Raw genomic sequence first — 19,080 nt, 5'->3', positions numbered from 1 at the left:
CGGTCGTTAGCTGCAGTAGAGGGTCTCACCGCGTTATTCGGCGTCAAACGGTCCCACGGCCTCGAGTGCGACCTGGAAGTGGTCGGCCGTGAGTAGCAGCTCCTCGGCGTGTTCGTTCGCCTCGGTACCCTCGTAGCTGTCGGCGATCTTCTGGATCGCGAGCAGCGCAGCCTCCCGACAGACGGCCGTGAGATCCGCGCCGGAGTAGCCGTCGGTTTCCTCGGCGATCTCGCCCAGATCGACGTCCTCGGCGAGCGGCTTCCCGCGGGTGTGCACCTCGAGGATCGCATGTCTCGCGTCCCTGTCCGGGTTCGGAACCTCGACGTGGGTTTCGAGACGTCCCGGCCGGAGCAGGGCCTCGTCGAGCACGTCCCGGCGGTTCGTCGCCGCCAGCACCACCAGATTGGGGTTGTCGGCGGTGCGATCGAGCTCGGTCAGGAGCTGGGAGACGACGCGTTCGCCCACCCCGGAGTCGGAGCCGAGCGCGTCACGGTCGCCGGCGACGGCGTCGATCTCGTCGAAAAAGAGGATGCTCGGTGCGGCCTGCCTGGCGCGTTCGAACACCTCCCGGACGGCCTTTTCGGACTCCCCGACGTATCGATCGAGCAGTTCGGGACCGTCGACCCGAATGAAGTTCACCTCGCTTTCGCCGGCGATCGCCCGCGCAAGCAGGGTCTTTCCGGTCCCGGGCGGGCCGTACAGCAGGATTCCCGTCGGGGGTGTCGTGTTCGCGGCCTCGAAAAGCGGCGCGTACGTGAGCGGCCAGGTCACCGCGCGTTCGAGCTTGCGTTTGGCGTCCTCGAGGCCGCCGACATCGTCGAACCCCGTCGAGGGGGTCTCGGCGACGTGTTCCCGCATGGCGCTGGGTTCGACGGCCGCCATCGCGGCCTCGAAGTCCCGCTTTTCCACCTTCACGTCCGTCAGCGATCTGCTCGCGTCCCGGGCCCGGCGCAGCGCCGTCATCGCCGCCTCTTTGACCAGGCTCTCGAGGTCGGCGCCGACGAACCCGTGGGTCCGGGCGGCGAGCCTGTCGACGTCGACGTCATCGGCGAGCGGCATCCGACGGGTGTGGACGTCGAGGATCTCCCGGCGGCCCGCCTCCCCGGGGACGCCGATCTGGATCTCCCTGTCGAACCGTCCGCCGCGCCGGAGGGCGGGATCCAGTGTGTCCACCCGGTTGGTCGCGCCGATGACGATCACGTCGCCCCTGGCGTCGAGCCCGTCCATCAGCGAGAGGAGCTGGCCGACCACCCGGTTTTCGACGTCGCCGCCGTCGTCGCGTTTCCCGGCGATCGAGTCGAGTTCGTCGAAGAAGACGATCGCGGGCGCCTCCGCCTCCGCCTCCTGGAACACCTCCCGGAGCCGCTCTTCGCTTTCGCCCTTGTACTTCGACATGATCTCCGGGCCGTCGATCGTGATAAACGTGGCGTCCACCTCGTTTGCCACCGCGCGGGCGATCAGCGTCTTTCCGGTTCCTGGCGGGCCGTGCAAGAGGACGCCCTTTGGCGGTTCGACGCCGAGTCTGGCGAACACCTCCGGCTCCGACAGCGGGAGTTCGATCATCTCCCGGACCAGGTCGAGCTCCTCGTCGAGCCCGCCGATGTCTTCGTAGGTGACCCCAGTCGTCGGCGGCGGTGTCGGCGTTATCCGGCCTCCGGTGTCGTCCCCCTCGCCGGTTCGGTCGGCGACGCCCGCCTCCGAGCTTCGTTCGCTCCGGCTTCCCTGTTTCGACGCTTCGGCGTCCGGCTGGCGGTATTCGAGTTCGACATCGGTGGAGTCGGCGACCCGGACGGTCCCGGAGGGAACCGTCTCGCTGACGAGAAACCGGATCCCGCCGAGCCGTTCGACGTGGACCTGTTCGCCCGTTCGGAGCGGTCGGTCGCGAAGTTCCCTGGCGAGCGCGCGCTCGATCGCCTCCCTGGTCACGTCGACGGAGGCCAGTTCCGCCGGCGCGTCGAGGACGACGCGTTTCGCGTTCGTCACCGACACGGTAGACAGCCGGACCGTCTCGCCGATCTTCGCGCCGGCGTTCGCACGGGTGTCGGCGTCGATCCGGACCTCGCCGTCGTCGACGTTCGCCCCGCCCGGCCACACCTTCGCGACCGCGGTTTGCTCCCCCTCGACGACCACCGTGTCGCCGCTCAAGACGCCCAGCGCCCGGCGTGCCGACTCCGGGAGCCGGGCGATCCCCCGCCCGGCGTCGCGCTTCTGTGCGCCCCGGACGGTGAGTTCCAGGAACTCCTCGCTCATGGCATTCGGTTGGTTCTCGCCGGGCTAAACGCTTGCCGTCGCGTTTTTCCTCGCCCGTTCACTCGGAGTCGAGGTGTCCGGAGTCGACATCGTCTACGGTCATCGCCCCGTCGACCAGCCGCGTGAACCGATCGACGAGCCGGTCGGCGACGCCGGGGTCGAGCGTCGAAAGCAACGTTCGGGTCCTCTCGGGGTCGACGGCGACGACCGTGACTCGACCCTTCGAGTCGTACCGTTTCTCGAGCACGCGCTCTTCGGTCAGTCGGTCGAGGTGCCACTCGACGGTGCTTCTGGCGACGTCGAGTCGCGTCGCGATCGCGTCCGGGGCGATCGACTCCGCTTCGAGCACGAGCGCGACGATCGCCCGGTCGGTCTCCCTGCGCAGCAGCGTGATCGCGGCCCGCTCCCAGTCGTCGTATCCGTCATCGAAGTAGTGGGTCTGCCCGTGTCGCTCCTCGGCCGTGACCTCGCCCCGACGCAGGAGCTTCCGCAGATGGTACTGCGTCTGTCCGGTGGCGAGATCCAGCTCCCGGACGATGGCGCTGAAGTGGACGCCGGGGTTCGAACGCACGTACTCGGCGATGCGTCGCCTCACCTGGCTCATTCGCGTTACCGATCAGTCAGGGCCGCGTAGTTATATGACCACGGGTTGCGGTATGGGGCTCGGACTTCGTCGTCGCTGCCAAAGACAACCGTTAAAAGCAGCGCGCGGGTTTACACCTGTATGAGCCAGAGCCACCAACGGGAAGCGCGACACTGCGTTTCCTGTGGCATCCGCGTGTCCGGCAAGAACGCGGCCACGTTCGACTGTCCGGTCTGCGGCACCGAGGTCAGCCGGTGTGCGAAATGTCGAAAACAGAGCAACCTCTACGAGTGTCCCGACTGTGAGTTCAGGGGGCCCTGACCATGGGGAAGGTCGCAGCCAAACTCAAGGTCATGCCGCAGAGCCCGGAGGTCGATCTCGATTCGCTCCAGGAGCGACTCGAGGCCGCGCTTCCGGAGGGTGCAAAGATCAAGGGGTTCGAACGCGACGACGTCGCGTTCGGCCTGGTCGCGTTGCTCCCGACAGTGATCGTCCCCGACGACGCTGGCGGCACCGAAGCCGTCGAGGAGGCGTTCGCGGGCGTCGACGACGTCGAATCCGTCTCCGTCGAGAACGTCGGGCGCATCTGAGCGAGCCGGTCGACGATCGTCGATCGACCGTTCGAGGATCGTTCGGAAGCGCCGACGAAACTACCTTTATGTAGCCCTCCCTAACAGAGGAAGATACCGTGGTCACTGCCGATGCAGTCGGAGGGGAGCAGTTCCCGGGCGAGCGCGCGAAACTCGCGATGGTCGTGTGGGGCGTGTTGGTCTCACAGGTCATGCTTTATCCGGGTGTCGAGGACGTCATCGCGGCGCTCGGCGGACCGCCGGGGATCCGCGCCGGGATGTGGTTCCTCGTCGCGGAGTTCGCCGCGTTCGTCGCGTTCGCGACGGTGTGGGGCGCCGCGAGCGACGCGCTCGGGCGGCGGGTCCCCCTCGTCGTGGCCGGCGCCCTGGGGGGTGCGGTCGCGTACCTGTTGTTGGTAACGCTTCCGTCGCTGGAGGTCGGATTCGGCGGCGTCCTGTTCGTCCGCGTGCTCGGCGGCGCGCTCACGATCGGCGCTTTCTCCCTTTCGATCACGATGCTGATGGATCTGTCCGGGGGGCACGGTCGGAACATGGGCGCCGCCGGGATCGCCATCGGAGCGGGGGCGGGCCTTGGTGCCGTCGTCGGTGGGGGGCTCGCGACGATCGATCCGCTCGCGCCCGTCTACGGCGGGGCGGTCGCCCTGGTTGCCGTCGCGTTGCTTGCGGCGACCGTCCCGGACCGGGCCTCCGGCGGCGCGATTCCCGTCGGAGAGGTGCTCTCTGGGCTTTCCAGCCGGCCACAGCTGTCGGTCCCATACGCCTTCGGCTTCGTCGACCGGCTCACCGCCGGCTTCTTCTCACTCGTTGGAGTGTACTACTTTCGTGACATCTTCGGACTCGACGCGTTCGGCGCCGGACTCACACTGGCGCTGTTTTTCGTCCCGTTCGCGCTGTTGCAGTACCCGTTTGGCGTTCTCTCCGACCGGATCGGTCGGTTTCTCCCGGTGGTCGTCGGTTCGATCGGTTACGGGATCGCGATCGCGTTCGTCGGCCTGTCGCCGACCTACGCGATCGCGGCGCTGGGAATGGTGTTCGTCGGAATCTGTGGCGGTCTCGTCTCCCCGGCGACGCTCGCGCTCGTCACCGACGTCGCAGCCGTCGACGAGCGCGGAGCCGCGATGGGCGGATTCAACGTGTTCGGCTCGCTCGGGTTCCTCGCGGGCTTTCTCGTCGGCGGGATCACGGCCGACGTGATCGGGTACCTCGAGGCGTTCCTGCTCGTCGGCGGGCTCGAGGTCGCGATCGCGATCGTCGCCGCCCGGGCCGTTCGGCGCATCTCCCCGGAGACCGACGTGGGCGTCCCGACGGTCGGCGGATGACCGACGCGAGCGTCACGCCGCCGCGATGTCGACTGTCGTTTCCCCGTCGACGACCAGGTTGTACGCGCCCTCGTCGTCGTTCCACAGCAGCAGGGCGTTTTGAAATTCGAGTACCGCCCCGTACGGCGCTTCACGGAGCGCCCGATTGAGGCCCGACTCCCGGGTGAGAACCGCATAATGGTCGAACTGTTGGCTCCCGTCGCCGATCCTGAACAGCGGGTTCGCGTCCCCGTCGGCGAGGTTCTCGCTCAGCTTCACCGCGAGCAGGTCGATCCGCCGGGTCACGTGGCGGTCGCTTTCTGCCATCCGGGCGTGTCGGTTCGTATTCGCCCGGATCGGGAACCGTCTCCGTCCGTCCCGCCGGAGAATCGAGTACGAATACTGCACGTCGACGTTCACGTATCGTCCCGGCTCGTCCTCGGGACCGCGAGGGGCGGCCTCGTCGAGCAGTCGCTGGAACGACGGCACCTCGAGGTCGGGAGCGACCGCGAACGACCACCCGCGATCGGACGGCTCCGCGCCGGGCCACAGACGAAGCTCAGGGGCGTAGACGGTGACGTCCTCCCGGTCGCGTGCGAGGGCCCGTTCGACGGCTCTGAGACCCGTCGACGTCTCCAGGTCGGCCGGCGCGAGTGCGACGAGCGATCCCGACTCGGCCAGCGCGTCGAGGCCGCGTTCGACCTCGCGTTGTGGCTCCTCGAGTTCCGAGAGGACGTTGCCGAAGACGACGAGATCCCAACCTTTCGAGCCGTCACCGGAGACGAGCGACGCCGGGTCGACCGCTTCGATCCGCTCGCGGTGGATCTCGGTTCGGAAGTTGCGGTCGGTTTCCTCGAGGAGTGCTTCGAGAACGTCGGCGTTTGCGCTCGGTTCGACGGCGTGGTAGTCGACGATCGGACCTGTGGCGTCGGAACTGTCTGTCGCCGATTCGGGGGCGGACGTCGCCTCCGGGGAGTTCGGCGGGTCGGCGTCCGGGCGTCCGAACAGGTAATCACACAGTCCCAGCGCCGGACCGCCGGTCCCTGCGCCGACATCCAAAACGCGGAGCCGTCGAGGGAGGTGTCCGGGCTCCGCGAGTTCTTCCAGCACGTATCCCATCACTGCGTAGTAGTCCGGGAGGTGGTATATTGCGTAGCCGAAGGCGGCGTCTTCGTCGTAGGTGACGTCGTTGCCGTGGAAGTAGTCGGCTTTCAGGCGGTCGATCGTCGTCCGCAGGCGATCCCCAGTCGCTCCCGTGTGCCAGTCCGGGCCGTACTGTTCCACGAGCAGTTCCTCGAACGCGAACGCGTACGGCTCCGGAAACGACTCGGGCTCCCAGCCCCGTGGGTGGACGGGTTCGTCCGCGACGGGAACGAACGTGCCGTCCGGGCGCTCGAACAGTCCGAGGTCGAACGCCTCCTCTCGGAGGATACGCCTGACGACGCCCGGATGGGCGCTCTCCTCGAGGTAATCGACCAGTTCGTCGGGATCGATCGGGCGGACGTTCCGCAGATACTTCGCGTTGTTCACGACGGCGGTTCTGTCGATCATTACTCGTGTCTCTCCCTCCGCCGAGCGGTCCCGGCCTCGCGGTACAGCGTCCGGAACGCCTCCCTGTCCCCTCTCGCGTCGGCGATCCGGCTTGCGGCCGCTGCGACGGATTCGGCCCCGTCGAACGCGAGCTGGATGTCGGCGTACACGTCCGGTGATCCCTCGGTGACCGTCTCTACGAGCCCTTCGAGACGCTCGGACACCGGGGTGTGAAACTCCTCGCGGACGTCGGCGTCGGCGGCGACGAGTCCGTACGCGAGGATGGCGGCGTGGGCGCTCGCCTGAACGGTCTCCATGGCGGCGTCGTGTTCGGCCGCGGTCGTTTCGAACACCTCGTTTCCGCCCGCGCGGATCGCCTCGCGGACGCCCGAAAGCAGCGGCCCGTCCTCGCCGGGGACGAACGCGACTGTGCCTGGCGTCCGTGGGGGTGCAAAAAGCGGGTGGAAGCTGCCGTACTCGCGGACGGTACCGTCGGCTTCAGCCGCGGCCGACCGCATGGCGGAAAGCGGTAGCCCCATCGTTCCGGCGACGTCGAACAGGGCACCGTCGGCGGCCGGTGCCCACTCGGCGATCGCCGGCTCGACAGCCGGGATCGGCACGGCGAGACAGACTGCGTCGAACGGCCCCTCCGATCCCGGTTCGGCGTCGGACGGGTACACCGCAGCATCGCGGGTGGCGGCGGCGTCTTCTGCTACCTCGCGGTCCGCGTCCGCGAACGTAACCGAGACGTCGCCGTCGAAGGCGTCCGGGGACGCCGCGATCGCGTCGGCGACCCACCGGCCCATCTCCCCCGCACCGACCACGAGCAGGCGCATCAGTTCACCCATGTCGCGGGGATCGGTTAAGGGGTTCGGATACGTTCACGACCGGCGGGGGTCTCGACGGCTCGGCCTCCGTTTCGACGGGACGGACCGCTCCGGAAAGTATTTGCCTCGGCTCTCGGGAAATAAGGTCAATGAAACCCGAGCGGACAGAGCGGATGACCGAGTGGGAGACGCGACCGTTCGACGGCGGCTACGACGGCCTGCGCTCGCTCGTCGACCGCGGCTTCTCCGGCGCGGTCACTGAGGGCGCGGCGTGGGCGGTGCTCGTCAACGGACGAATCGTGGGCGTCTACGGGGGGGACCTCTCGGCGTTCGAGGACGCCGACGGGACCGCCTACGTGGCGCCGGACCCGTCACTCGCGTTGCTTTTCGCAATGCAGGAGAAAAGCGGCGAGTCCAGGGCACAGTATTACACCGAAGAGACTCCGATCTCCACCGTCGACGAAACCCTCTCTGAGGGGGGATTCACCGGGTACGTCGAACTCTCCGAGAACGTGCTCTCGGGGGATTACTACGTCGTCTACTCCGGAGGGAAGTCGACCGGAGTCGCTTTCGTCGGCAACAACGAAACCCTCTACACTGGCGAGGAAGCCTTCGAGCGCGCAGACGACGAGGTGGGGATCTACGAGGTTTACGACGTCAATCTCGATATCGTCGAACTCCCGGAGCCGGCGGAACCGGAGGAATCGACAGCCGTCTCGGATTCACAGAGCAAGTCGGTAGAGGGGTCGCGGAGTGAGGACGCGACGACAGGGGACACGTCTCCGGACCAGGCGACCGCCGACGAGACGGATCCCGGCGAACCGGAGTCGGTCGAACGGGTCGGCTCCGATTCGGGGCCTTCCTCCGCGGAGAGCAAAAAAGAGGTCGAAAGAGAGGACGACGAAGCGGCCGAAAGAGAGGACGACGAAGCGACCGAAAGAGAGGACGACGAAGCGGCCGACCAGGACGCCGACGCGGAAATCGTTGTTGACGCCGGGTCGGACGCGGGGACGGACGCTACGAGCACGGAATCGGTCGAGGGTGGTGCCTCTCCGGACGAATCCGACGGGGCCGAACCACCGCGACAGCCGAACTCGCCGGAGAGAAGATCCCGATCGGAAACCGACCGATCGGGGACTGACGGAGCCGATGGCGTCTTTTCCGAGGAGGCTGCCTGGCGTCAGGCACAGACGATTCCGGCGCTGGATCCCGAGGAAACTGCCCGTCTTCGGGACGAAACGGGCCCGGGACGGAGTCCCCAGGACCGCTCTGGCCGTCGAAACGCGGTCGAACGCCGATCCGGACGGAGCTCGCGGGAACGCGAGGAGGTCGAACCGACCCGAGACGCGGCCGGTCGGCGGTCCGGTGACGGGTCCAGGGCGGCGTCCGGCACGGCCGACCCACAGGCGACCGACGAAGCCACGGACGCGCTGAAAAGCCGGATCGAGGAGCTCGAAGCCGCCCTCGAGGAGGAACGAAACAGGAAAGAGGCGCTCGAAGAGCGGCGCGAGGAGCTCACAACCGAACGCGACCGTTTCCGGGAACGGGCCTCGAAACTCGAAGACCGGGTCGAGGAACTGGAGACGGAGATCGAACGACTCCGGGACGAACTGTCGGCGACGGCCGGCGACGTCCCCGAGGGCGACCGGACGATGGAGCCCGAGGCGGCGATCTCCGGGACAAACCTGTTCGTTCGCTACGAGTCCAAGGGGAAGCCGACGCTCGACGCTGTCCATGCGGGGGAGGCGACCCGCGAGGAGCTTTCATCGAACCTCAAACTGGAGCATCACACCACCTTCGAGGAGGAGGATCTCCTCGTCGATGGGGTTGCCTATCGGGAGTTCCTCCGGGACACGGTCGAATACACGTTCTGCCGTTGGGTCGTCCAACAGCTCCCCTTCGAGATCCGCGAAACCGGCAACGTCGACAGGCTCCGCGACCTGTACGACGCGATTCCCGAAATCGATCGCGTCGAGTTCGACGGCACCGTCGCGGTTTCGAGCACCGGCGAGGACGGACAGCGGGAAAACGAGGCGTTCGAGTTCGATGTCGTGTTCCGCGACCGGATGGGCGATCCGCTGTTCGTCGCGAACCTGAACGACTCCAGGGAGCCGACAACCCAGCCGATGGTCGACACGCTGGTCTCCGATGCCGTCTCCGTCGCGGGGAAACACGACGGACTCGCGGCAGCGCTTTCGGTCACTGCGAGCTTCTTCGACCCCGGCGCGCTCGACGCCGTGGCCGATGCGACCGGCGGCGGGCTGCTCAACCGCAGCAAGCGGGCGAGCTTCGTGAAACTCTCCCGGAAAAACGGCTTCCACCTCTGTCTGGTCGAAACCCGCGAAGGTGGGTTCCACCTCAACGTGCCGGAGCTTTGAACCGGCGCGGCGGGACCGTCGGAACGGGGGTTCAGTATCCGCGAGTGATGAGGTAGTCCGCAAGCTCCTCGAGGAGCTGCCGCGCGTCGTTGTCCGGCAGGACCGAGAGGTGGTCTTTGCTCCGCTCGGTGAGGTCGCGGGCCTTCTCGCGGGCCCAGTCGATGCTTCCGGCCGCTTCGAGGGCCTCTACGGCGTCGTCGATCTCCGCTTCCGTCACTGCGTCCACGTCCTCCGTCTCGACCAGGTCGTCGACGTCGATCCCCTGTTGACGGGCGTGAAGCGTGATGAGCGTCTCCTTGTTCTCGACGAGGTCGGAGCCACGCTGCTTGCCGAGTTTCTCGCTCGGGACGGTGAGATCCAGGACGTCGTCCTGGATCTGGAACGCGCGTCCCGAGTCGATCCCGTACCGGTACAGCGCCTCGGAGACGTCCGAGTCCGTGCCGAAAAGCACCGCCGGCGTCGACGCGGCGGCCCCGTAGAGGACCGCCGTCTTGAGTTCCACCATCTCGAGGTACTCGTCGGGGAGGATGTCGTTTCGGCTCTCGAAGGCGACGTCCAGCGCCTGTCCCTCGCAGATCTTCGTGCAGGTGGTCGCGAGCAGCCGCATCGTCTCCAGGCCGTTGTGCGGTGTCGCCCCGGTGTCGGTCATCAACTCGAACGCCTTCGAGTAGAGGGTATCGCCCGCGAGGATCGCCGTCGAGGTGTCGTACTGCTTGTGTACCGCCGGAACTCCGCGCCTGAGATCGTCGTCGTCCATGATGTCGTCGTGGATAAGCGTGAACGACTGGACGATCTCGATCGCGACGGCCGCACGGAGGACGTCGATCCGGTCGGCGCCGTCCGTGGTCGTCCCCTCGATAGCGTTCGGACCGGCGCGGTCGGAACTGGGCGTCGGGAACGACCGATACTCCTGTGAGAACGGTTCGATGTCCGACAGCGACTCCGCTGCGAGCAGCGTCACCGTCGGCCGGAGGCGCTTGCCGCCGGCCTCGAGGATGTACCGCGAGGCCTCGTAGAGCCGCTCGGGCTTGCCGATCGGCAACTCCTCGTCGATGGACCCGTTCACCAGTTCGCGTCGCTTCCGGATCGCTTCCAGGACGCGTTCCTCGGCGGTCTGTGTCATTCCACCAGTGTGATCATGTTCCCGTTTCTGGTCACGTGAAGGTCACGGCCGACCGCGTACCCCTGTGACTCCGCCAGGTCCACGTAGGGAGCAAAGCCCTGGAGGTCCTGGTGGCCGGGGATGACGTGCTGGGGCTGGAGGGCGTCGAGCATCTGGTAGTGACCCTCCTCTCGAAGGTGTCCCGAGACGTGGATCTCGTCGTAGATCCGGGCACCCTGCATCTTCAGCAGGCGTTCGGCCTGGTAGCGCTGTCCCTCGTTGGTCGGCTCGGGGATTACCCGCGCCGAGAAGATGACCTTGTCGCCGTCGTCGAGCTCGAAGGGTGTCTCGCCGCGGGCCATCCGGGTGAGCATCGCGCGCGGCTCTCCCTGGTGTCCGGTCACCACGGGGAGGAACTTCTCTTTGCCCTCCTTCATGATCCGCTTGAACGTCCGGTCGACGCTCTTGCGGTGACCGTACATCCCGAGATCGCCGGGGAACTCGACGAAGTCCAGCCGTTCTGCGGTGCCGGAGTACTTCTCCATCGATCGACCGAGCAGCACGGGTTTGCGGCCGATTTCCTCGGCGAACTCGACGAGCGACTTCACCCGGGCGATGTGACTCGAGAACGTCGTCGCCACGATGCCGCCGTCGTAGTCCTCGATGGACTGGAGCGTGTCCTTCAGGTGGGTCCTGGCGACCGATTCGCTCGGCGTCCGACCCTTGTGTCCGGCGTTGGTGCAGTCTTCGATGTAACAGAGCACGCCGTTGTCCTCGCGGCCGATCTCGCGGAACCGCTCCATGTCGATCGGGTCGCCGATCACCGGGTTGTGGTCGATGCGCTTGTCGAGCCCGTAGACGACCGACCCTTCCGGCGTGTGGAGCACCGGATTGATGGCGTCGATTACCGAGTGGCTGACGTTGACGAATTCGAGTTCGCACTGCGGTCCGATCGACATCGTCCCGCCGGCATCCATCTTTACGAGGTCGTTGTCGACGGAGAACTTGTTTTCGCCTTTTACCTGCTGTTTCACCAGCTCGATCGTGTAGGGTGTTGCCACCACCGGCGCGTTGTACCGGTGAGCGAGCTTCGAGATGGCGCCGATGTGGTCGAGGTGGCCGTGTGTCGGCACGATCGCCTGTACGTCCCCCTCGAGGTCGGACATCACCCGGTCGTCCGGGATCGCGCCCATGTCTATCAGATCGAGACTGTGCATCTGTTCGGTCTCCACGTTGTCGTGGATCAGTACCTGCGAGAGGTTCAGGCCCATGTCGAAGACGACGACGTCCTCGCCCGCACGGACCGCCGTCATCTGGCGCCCGACCTCTTCGAATCCGCCGATTGTTGCGATTTCTATTTCCATAGTTTCCTCCAAGTATCGTACCCGCTGTGGGGGCAACGGCCCCGGCGCGTTCCAACACGTCGGTCGCTGGTCCCCGCTCTGGCCCGCCGACCTCGGCATCGACGTCGGCGGCCAGTGTCCCGCGGGAGTCGGTACAGGGACCATATCACGCTGGTAATAAAAAGGCGTGGATTCGTGGGTCTGCCGACACGACCGCGTGAGAACGCTGTACGGATACGCTTCACTCCAGCAGCGCCGTTCCCGTCATCGCGTCCGGCCGGTCGAGCCCCACAAGGTCGAGCACTGTCGGAGCGATGTCACAAAGCGAGCCCCCCTCACGAACGCGGTAGCCGCCGGAGCGATCCGTCGCGGTCGAGCCGGATTCCTCGACCCCGTCGCCGCCGGTCGGTGCCAGGTACACGAACGGTACGGGGTTGCAGGTGTGTGCAGTGTGCGGCTCTTCGGGAGTCCCCATGTCGTCTGCGTTCCCGTGATCGGCAGTGACGATCGCGTGCCCGCCGGCCGCGTCGATCGCCGCGAGTAGCCGCCCCAGCTGCTCGTCGACGGCCTCGACGGCCTCGACGGCCGCCCCGAAGTCGCCGGTGTGACCGACCATGTCCGGGTTCGCGTAGTTGAGCACCACCAGGTCGGGATCGGCGGTCTCGATCACGCCGATCGCCGCGTCGGTCACGCCGGCGGCGGACATCTCCGGCTGCAGATCGTAGGTGGGAACGTCGGGGCTCTCGACGATTCGGCGGATCTCCCCGTCGAACTCGACCTCCCGTCCGCCGTTGAGGAAGTACGTCACGTGGGCGTACTTCTCGGATTCGGCGATCCGCAACTGACTGTGCCCCGCGTTCGCGAAAACCTCTCCGAGCGTCTCCGTCGGTTCCTCGGGTGGAAACGCCACCGGGAACTCGAATGTCCGGTCGTACTCGGTCATCGTCACGAGCTGCGTCTCCGGGGGGTCCGTCTCGAAGGGCCACTCCGGTTGGGTGTCCGAGAGCATCCGGACGAGCTGTCGCGCACGGTCCCCGCGGAAGTTGACGAAGACGACCGCATCGCCGTCCGCGAGCTGCCAGTCCTCCTCACGGCGGTCCGGGTTTCGGGAACGGACGACCGTCGGCTCGACGAACTCGTCGGTATCTCCCCGATCGTAGGAGGACTCGACCGCGTCGACAGCCGAAGGGGCCTCGTGATCCGCCTCCCGGTGGACGATCGCGTCGTAGGCCCGTTTCGTGCGTTCCCAGTTGTGGTCCCTGTCCATCGCGTAATAGCGCCCCGAGACGGTGGCGACGTGGCCGGTCCCGGCGTCGTCGATCGCCGATTCGAGCCGCGAGAGGAACTCCGCTCCGCCGTAGGGGTCGGTGTCGCGCCCGTCCGTAAACGCGTGGATGACGGCAGGCACGTCCGCGTCAGCGCACAGTTCGACGAGCGCCTCGAAGTGCCGGAGATCCGAGTGGACGCCGCCGTCCGAGACCAGCCCCATCAGGTGGACCGAACCGTCATTCTCGTCGGCGTACGACAGGGCGGACCGGATCGCGTCGTTCTCGCGGAAGCTCCCGTCGGCTATCGCGTCGTTGATCCGGGTGTACGCCTGTTTTACCACCCGTCCGGCGCCGATATTGAGATGTCCCACCTCGCTGTTTCCCATCTGTCCGGCCGGGAGGCCCACGCGGCGACCCGACACCTCGAGGGTTCCGTCCGCGCCTGCGTCGGCGCAGGCGTCGAATGTCGGCGTGTCGGAAGCTTTCACCGCGTCGAGCCGGTCGTGATCGCCCAGCCCCCAGCCGTCGAGAATCACGAGCGCAACGTCCATGTCTCCCCCGTAGGGAGGGCGTTTTAAGTCCGTTCCTCTTTGACGCGGGTTTCCGTTCGAGGCGACGGAAGACAGTCAAGGCACGTGTTCCTGTGAGCGTCGGATCGTTCTCACCCGCTCCCAGGCAAGGATCGTCGGGGGCAAGACGAGAATAGCGGCGAGATACGCGTACAGCACACCCAACGCGATCAATATTCCGTACTCCGAGATCACCGGAATCAACGCCAGATACAGGATGCCGATTCCGCTGACGGTCGTGAGCATGCTCCCGGTCAATGCGCCGCCCGTCCCGCGTATGGAGATAACGAGCGCTTCCACCGGGTCGTCTGTCGTTTCCCGCTCGTCGACGTAGCGATGCATGAGATGGACGGTATAGTCGACCCCGAGACCGATCGAGAGGGCGAATATCGGCGCGTTGATCGGGGTCAGTGGAATGCCGAACAGCCGCATCGAGCCGGCGAGGACGGCGACCCCGACGAGCACGGGAAACAGGTTGAGCAGTCCGTACACGCCTCTCCCTTCGAGCAGCCGATAGCTCGCGACGAGGACGATGGTCGTAAGCAGGAACGCCACGCCGAGCGATCTGATCGAGGACTCGGTCAGCAGTTCGATGACTGCCTGATTGACGACGAGCTCCCCTGTCGCGGTCGCATCTAGTTCGAGCTGTTTTGCGATCTCGCGGGCGTTTGCTGTGGCCGTCGATGCGTCGGCGTCGGACGTCAGTTGGTACTCGATCCGCGTCGCGGTTCGGTCCTCGGTCAGGTACACCCCCGTTTCCTCGTCGGCTTCGAACAGAGCGTCGTACACCTCCTCGACGTTCCGATCCGGCACGCCGTCGCCGGTGCGGTCGTTTCGCCTCACGGCGTTGTTCACCTCGGAATCGGTGTCCGCCTGCGCTCTCATGATCGACACCACGCTGTTTGCTTCCGCCCGACGGTCGGTCGTCGCAAACGTCTCCGGTGGGTTCCGATGAGCCCTGTCGAGGTCCCGGAGGGCGCCGTCAGACCGGATGTCGATGTCGTCGATAAAGACGGTGACTGACCCGATCACCCCCTGGTCGAAATCGTCTTCGAGAACGCGGTTTACCTTGATAAACGAGTAGTCACCGGGGGCGATCGGATCCGGCAGTACCTCCTGATATCGTTCGACCCGATCCTCTTCCGGGAAGAACGCGTCCTGAGAGAACTCCGTATCGATACCGGTTCCGTAGTACGCGATCCCACCGGTGGCGACTGCGACGACGAGAACGATAACGACGGGTGCGACCTTGGCGAACCGAACACTCACTGGGAGGGTCCGCCCAATGAAAGAGTTCTCGTGACCCAGCGGAGCCGTCCCAAACGTCGGGATGCCGAATCGTTCCCGGAATCTATCGGTGGCCACCTTGCCAGCAGGGAGAAAGACGGCAAACAGGAGGAACGTGAACACGAGCCCGATGGAGGCGACGATACCGAATTCCTGGAGGGCATCGAACGGACTCGCGAGGTTCGCCGCCAGGCTGGCGACGGTCGTCGCGGCGACGATGAGGAACGCCGCCGAGAGCTGCGAACCGGTGATCTCCATCGCCTCCCCGATCGGCTTTCCGTTGTCGCGCTCCTCCCGGTATCTGTTGATGATGTGGATCCCGAAGTCGATCCCGACTGCGAGCAACAGCGGCAAGATGGGCGTCAAGGCATCCGAGAACGGTATCCCGAGATATCCCATCAGGCCGAACACCCATACCAGCGTCATCGCGAGCGTGAGTACGCCCCCGGCTAGATCAATCGGGTCGCGATACGCCAGGAGGAGGAAAAACGAGATCAACAGGATGGCGGCAGGGAACACGATAATCGCGGTATCGCCGAGCACCCCGACCACCTCCTGATCGGTCAACTCGGTGCTGAACACGATCGCGTTTTCCCCTTCGTCGTAGCCGTCTACCCCGTCGACGACCCCTTGAGTACGTTGCTGGAGGGCCAATGCATCGTCATCGTCTGCGGACGGCGGAAGGTCGTAGGAGACGCCCATCTGCACTACGGATGCGCTCGCGGATCCTTCCGAGAAGTCTTCGCTGACCGCTCCCAGCCCGTCATCCGCCGCCGCGGCTCGAACGGCGTGCTGTACTTGCTGCTGGGTAGCGCTAGTCACGGCACGCAGCCGACCTTCTACGGTTCTTGCGTCCGGATCGAGCGCCATGGCGACGGCGTCGGCGGGGCTGGTCGTGGAGCTGATCCGTAGCCTGTCGCGCGTTTCGAGCCGATACTGTAGCAACAGCATACGCTCCAGGGACGACTTCGAGAGGACGTTCCGCTCGTCGCTGATCACGATCACCGCGCTTGCCCCGCCGCCCGACCGGATCCCAGCCTCGAATTCCGCCTCCATATCCTCGAGTGCCTGCTCCTCTTCGAGTCCGGCGGTGTATTGCCCGCCGCCAGCCTCCTGTTCGACGGCGCCGAGCCCGCCGGCGAGCACCACTGTTGCCAGTAGAAACCCCACTACCACCTTCCAGGGATGGCCCACGATGAGCCGGTTTATCCCTCGGGTAATCGGGTCGTTGTTGGACATCTCTCAACGCCGCCGGAAGAGGAGAACCCCACCGACGATCCCGGCTATCACGAGCACCGCTCCGATCACAAGCAGGAGTGTCTCCCAGCCATCGTCGCCGTCCTCGGGTTCAATCACCTCGACGGGATACTGATACGTATCGGAGAGGACGGTGTCACCGCGTTCGGTGTCGTACTGGAAGTCCAGTTCGACGGGGTAGGTTTTTGCCATTGTCCCCTGGTCCGCCGACAGGTGGAACTGTAGCGTTGCGCTTTCGCCCGACTCCAACGTCGAAACGAACGCTTCGTCGCTCGTCGAGTCGAACGGGCTTTCCGCGTACAGTCGCGCGTCGATGTTCGACAGCGTTTCCGGTCGCTCGTTCGTGATTTCGATCTCCAATGTCGTCTCGCCGCCGGCATCCACCCGAGCGTCAGGACTCGACAGCGCAAACTCCGGACGCTTGGGTTCTACCATAACCCGTCGGGTAATCGTCTCGGACTGCACCCGCTTGTCCGTCGCGCTCCGGTACTCGACGGTGAAGCTCACCTGTCGAGGCCCCGCATCCGCCTGTCCACTGACGTCGGTGGGGAACGCAAACGCGGCCGACTCGCCCGGCTCGAGGTGCGGCAACGCGAACCGTCGCTCCTCGACGAACAACGACTCCGTCGCCGGTTCGATCGTCAACACGCCGTCCTCGATCGGCACCGGCCCGTCGTTGACCAGTGTCCCCGTGATTTCCCCGTCGTAGCCCACCGACAGCGTGTCCGCCAGATCCACCACTTCGAACTGGCGATCCTCGATGGCGACGACGCGTTTCATCCGATCGGAGCGCAGGTCGTCTTGGGCCTCGTCGTCGTACTCGACGACGAACGATACTTCCCGGAGGCCGGGATCGATGTCGGAGGCGACGCCCGCGTCGAACCGGACGGTCGTCGATTCGCCGGGATCGAGCGTGCCGATCGGCGCACGCGGTTCTTCAAGCGTTACGGCGGGGGAGTCCGCCTCGAGCGCGACGGTCGCACCCGAGACCGTCCGGGGGCCTTCGTTGACGACGGTGGCGGTGATTTCTCCGCCGTAGCCGACCGATAGCGCGCTGTCGAGATCGCGGACGTCGAACTCCTGGGCGGCGATGGGGGCGAGGCTCCCGTTGCGTGCGGGGGCTTCGAGATCTCGGCCGTCGCCGTCGCGGTACTGGATGGTGGCCGAGACGGGTTTCGGCGACTGGGTTGCGTCCGGCGCCAGCGACGCGTCGACGTCGACGGTGGTTGATTCGTTGGGTTCGAGGTCGCCGAGGAAGGTTTCGGCGGTGCCGTCATCGAAGACGAGTCCGCCGCCGCCGACGATCGTCGCCCGGGCCTGCTGGGCGGTTTCCGAGCCGACGTTGCGGATCTCGACGGTGGCGTCGCCGCCGGAGCCGGGCTGGACGTCACCCGTAACGGAAACGATTTCGAACTGTGAATCGGGCAGGACCTTCACCGTCAGCGTGTGGGTGTCTCTGGCGGTGCGGTCCTGTGCGAAGTTCGCGTCCGCCTGAATCTGTTGTGTGTAGGAGTACCGGACCCGGACGTCGATTTCGTACTCGCCGGGTTCGAGGTCTTCGGGGACGGTAATCCCGACGGGCGCGGGCACGGTCATACCGTCTTGGATGGTTCCCACAGGGGTCGTGCCGGTTCGGAGTTCGAAGGGGCCGGAGTCCCTGACTTCGACGGTGACGCTCCGGGCGGTCGTCACGGCCTCGCGCTGGGTTCCGGCCGAGAGATCACCATCGTTCTGGAGCTGTAACTCGAGGGTGGTGACCTCGCCGGGTGAGACTTCGTTTTCCGGAAGATACACGTCGATATCGGGTTCACCCCGCGTGAATATCTCGCCCGCAACGGGAACACTCAGCAGGGCGAGGATCGCTACCACCGAGATCCCGACCGCCAGCCACCTGCGGGCGATCACGGACGATCACTCCTCGAAAAGAGCGATCCCCGGCGACTTCGACGCGGTATCGCCGCACGGAGAGGAACAATCGTTTTGTATAGGCGCTTTCTCCAGGGCCGTGTCGAACGAACGTCAAATCGCATTCTGATAGCCCAGATCATGGGACCTATACTATTAAGTATGTTCATGAATGGATTATTGATAATCCAAATCCGATTATGAACACGGATATCAACCGCGACCGCGGTTTCCTTACGGAGGCAGACAGGGCGTATCTCCTCGGGAGACGGGAGATGACTCACGAGGGCTCGAAGCGAAACGCCGAGGCACGCATCCGGCAGCGAGTCACCGACGCCATTCTCGATTTCGACCTCCTGGTCCAGATGCTCTCGAAGAAGGATCGACGACAAGTGTTCGAGCCGGTCGGGGACGACGACCAGTTGCTCGACGGGGTGACGGCGATGATCGCGTTCGCGTATCTGGGACTGAAAGAGCAGGGTGTAGATTTCGAAGACGCCCTCGTTCCGGCCGTACGCAGCGCGGAGGAAGCGTACGCCGCCGACCAGTTCGAGGCGATGGTTGATGTCGACGTCCGTTTCGACGTCGAGACGAGCGTGGAGATGGCCCACGAAGAGATCGCCGCCCGGCTCGAGACTGGACAGCCGATAACGTCCAGGGAACTGTTCTCGCTGGCGCTCGAACACGGACACGACGTGACCAGGTACGGGCGTATCGAACTCGCGGTCACCGACGATACGGACGAATCGTTCCTGGAGCGACTCGCCGAGTACTTCGACGGGACGCTCCGGCGTCCCACCCAGTCGCGGGCAGTGATCGAACTGTCGGCAGACACGGACTGATGTCGGGCATGTAGCCCGATCCGGGAAACGACCGGCAGCCGCAACCCGTAT

The 19,080-nt window shown here is 65.7% G+C and carries 14 protein-coding genes; 5 read left to right on the top strand and 9 right to left on the bottom strand.

Going from position 1 to position 19,080, the window contains the following annotated elements; translation table 11 throughout:
* Positions 1 to 33 precede the first annotated feature (33 nt).
* Both AArcSl_RS14440 and AArcSl_RS14435 read right to left on the bottom strand, forming a co-directional pair.
* Positions 34 to 2,250 (bottom strand): AAA family ATPase, encoded by a 2,217-nt coding sequence (locus tag AArcSl_RS14440; RefSeq protein WP_119820834.1) that lies wholly within the window; start codon positions 2,248 to 2,250, stop codon positions 34 to 36.
* 58 nt (positions 2,251 to 2,308) lie between these two features.
* Positions 2,309 to 2,854 (bottom strand): winged helix-turn-helix transcriptional regulator, encoded by a 546-nt coding sequence (locus AArcSl_RS14435; protein ID WP_119820831.1) that lies wholly within the window; start codon positions 2,852 to 2,854, stop codon positions 2,309 to 2,311.
* 120 nt (positions 2,855 to 2,974) lie between these two features.
* Between AArcSl_RS14435 and AArcSl_RS14430 the strand changes: the two genes are divergently transcribed.
* The 3 genes from AArcSl_RS14430 to AArcSl_RS14420 all read left to right on the top strand — a co-directional run bounded on the left by AArcSl_RS14430 (position 2,975) and on the right by AArcSl_RS14420 (position 4,742).
* Complete coding sequence (locus AArcSl_RS14430; RefSeq protein WP_119820828.1) at positions 2,975 to 3,154, top strand: HVO_2753 family zinc finger protein; 180 nt, start codon at positions 2,975 to 2,977, stop codon at positions 3,152 to 3,154.
* Positions 3,155 to 3,156: 2 nt separating this feature from the next.
* Positions 3,157 to 3,423, top strand: a complete 267-nt coding sequence (locus AArcSl_RS14425) for an elongation factor 1-beta (protein WP_119820825.1) — start codon at positions 3,157 to 3,159, stop codon at positions 3,421 to 3,423.
* Between the two features lie 158 nt (positions 3,424 to 3,581).
* On the top strand, positions 3,582 to 4,742 hold the full coding sequence (locus AArcSl_RS14420; RefSeq protein WP_119822018.1) for an MFS transporter: 1,161 nt from the start codon (positions 3,582 to 3,584) through the stop codon (positions 4,740 to 4,742).
* A gap of 12 nt (positions 4,743 to 4,754) precedes the next feature.
* Here AArcSl_RS14420 and AArcSl_RS14415 read toward each other — a convergent pair whose 3' ends face one another.
* Together AArcSl_RS14415 and AArcSl_RS14410 are read right to left on the bottom strand one after the other, a co-directional pair.
* Positions 4,755 to 6,272 carry a small ribosomal subunit Rsm22 family protein gene (locus AArcSl_RS14415; RefSeq protein WP_119820822.1) on the bottom strand — a complete coding sequence of 506 codons (1,518 nt, stop codon included), beginning with the start codon at positions 6,270 to 6,272 and terminating at the stop codon, positions 4,755 to 4,757.
* The gene (locus AArcSl_RS14410) at positions 6,272 to 7,087 is read right to left on the bottom strand and encodes a prephenate dehydrogenase/arogenate dehydrogenase family protein (RefSeq protein WP_119820819.1); all 816 of its coding nucleotides are present in this window, start codon (positions 7,085 to 7,087) and stop codon (positions 6,272 to 6,274) included. The genes AArcSl_RS14415 and AArcSl_RS14410 overlap by 1 nt, the downstream gene beginning before the upstream one ends.
* A 140-nt stretch (positions 7,088 to 7,227) precedes the next feature.
* Between AArcSl_RS14410 and AArcSl_RS14405 the strand changes: the two genes are divergently transcribed.
* Complete coding sequence (locus tag AArcSl_RS14405; protein ID WP_119820815.1) at positions 7,228 to 9,456, top strand: DUF7527 domain-containing protein; 2,229 nt, start codon at positions 7,228 to 7,230, stop codon at positions 9,454 to 9,456.
* Positions 9,457 to 9,487: 31 nt separating this feature from the next.
* On the opposite strand, the gene idsA3 is transcribed toward AArcSl_RS14405, so the two are convergent.
* From idsA3 to AArcSl_RS14380, 5 genes are all read right to left on the bottom strand, one after another.
* Positions 9,488 to 10,579: a geranylfarnesyl diphosphate synthase gene (idsA3, locus tag AArcSl_RS14400; RefSeq protein WP_119820812.1), complete on the bottom strand. Its 1,092-nt coding sequence runs from the start codon at positions 10,577 to 10,579 to the stop codon at positions 9,488 to 9,490.
* Complete coding sequence (locus AArcSl_RS14395; protein ID WP_119820809.1) at positions 10,576 to 11,922, bottom strand: ribonuclease J; 1,347 nt, start codon at positions 11,920 to 11,922, stop codon at positions 10,576 to 10,578. Before AArcSl_RS14395 ends, idsA3 begins: the two co-directional genes overlap by 4 nt.
* Before the next feature lie 220 nt (positions 11,923 to 12,142).
* Positions 12,143 to 13,720: a 2,3-bisphosphoglycerate-independent phosphoglycerate mutase gene (gpmI, locus tag AArcSl_RS14390; protein ID WP_119820806.1), complete on the bottom strand. Its 1,578-nt coding sequence runs from the start codon at positions 13,718 to 13,720 to the stop codon at positions 12,143 to 12,145.
* 75 nt (positions 13,721 to 13,795) lie between these two features.
* Positions 13,796 to 16,264 carry an efflux RND transporter permease subunit gene (locus AArcSl_RS14385; protein ID WP_119820803.1) on the bottom strand — a complete coding sequence of 823 codons (2,469 nt, stop codon included), beginning with the start codon at positions 16,262 to 16,264 and terminating at the stop codon, positions 13,796 to 13,798.
* Between the two features lie 3 nt (positions 16,265 to 16,267).
* Complete coding sequence (locus AArcSl_RS14380) at positions 16,268 to 18,187, bottom strand: COG1361 family protein (RefSeq protein ID WP_119820800.1); 1,920 nt, start codon at positions 18,185 to 18,187, stop codon at positions 16,268 to 16,270.
* Between the two features lie 200 nt (positions 18,188 to 18,387).
* Here AArcSl_RS14380 and AArcSl_RS14375 point away from each other — a divergent pair, with 200 nt between their 5' ends.
* Positions 18,388 to 19,029, top strand: coding sequence for a hypothetical protein (locus AArcSl_RS14375; protein ID WP_119820796.1), 642 nt, complete (start codon positions 18,388 to 18,390; stop codon positions 19,027 to 19,029).
* Positions 19,030 to 19,080 lie beyond the last annotated feature (51 nt).

This window comes from Halalkaliarchaeum desulfuricum (genome assembly GCF_002952775.1).
Lineage (GTDB): Archaea > Halobacteriota > Halobacteria > Halobacteriales > Haloferacaceae > Halalkaliarchaeum > Halalkaliarchaeum desulfuricum.
The sequence above is the reverse complement of the archived record's forward strand: the minus strand, read 5'-3'. Positions and strand labels throughout refer to the sequence as shown.

Coding starts and splice junctions, on each gene's coding strand:
- AArcSl_RS14440 (WP_119820834.1), bottom strand. CDS start 2,250: ATGAGCGAGGAGTTCCTGGAACTCACCGTCCGGGGCGCACAGAAGCGC.
- AArcSl_RS14435 (WP_119820831.1), bottom strand. CDS start 2,854: ATGAGCCAGGTGAGGCGACGCATCGCCGAGTACGTGCGTTCGAACCCC.
- AArcSl_RS14430 (WP_119820828.1), top strand. CDS start 2,975: ATGAGCCAGAGCCACCAACGGGAAGCGCGACACTGCGTTTCCTGTGGC.
- AArcSl_RS14425 (WP_119820825.1), top strand. CDS start 3,157: ATGGGGAAGGTCGCAGCCAAACTCAAGGTCATGCCGCAGAGCCCGGAG.
- AArcSl_RS14420 (WP_119822018.1), top strand. CDS start 3,582: ATGGTCGTGTGGGGCGTGTTGGTCTCACAGGTCATGCTTTATCCGGGT.
- AArcSl_RS14415 (WP_119820822.1), bottom strand. CDS start 6,272: ATGATCGACAGAACCGCCGTCGTGAACAACGCGAAGTATCTGCGGAAC.
- AArcSl_RS14410 (WP_119820819.1), bottom strand. CDS start 7,087: ATGCGCCTGCTCGTGGTCGGTGCGGGGGAGATGGGCCGGTGGGTCGCC.
- AArcSl_RS14405 (WP_119820815.1), top strand. CDS start 7,228: ATGAAACCCGAGCGGACAGAGCGGATGACCGAGTGGGAGACGCGACCG.
- idsA3 (WP_119820812.1), bottom strand. CDS start 10,579: ATGACACAGACCGCCGAGGAACGCGTCCTGGAAGCGATCCGGAAGCGA.
- AArcSl_RS14395 (WP_119820809.1), bottom strand. CDS start 11,922: ATGGAAATAGAAATCGCAACAATCGGCGGATTCGAAGAGGTCGGGCGC.
- gpmI (WP_119820806.1), bottom strand. CDS start 13,720: ATGGACGTTGCGCTCGTGATTCTCGACGGCTGGGGGCTGGGCGATCAC.
- AArcSl_RS14385 (WP_119820803.1), bottom strand. CDS start 16,264: ATGTCCAACAACGACCCGATTACCCGAGGGATAAACCGGCTCATCGTG.
- AArcSl_RS14375 (WP_119820796.1), top strand. CDS start 18,388: ATGAACACGGATATCAACCGCGACCGCGGTTTCCTTACGGAGGCAGAC.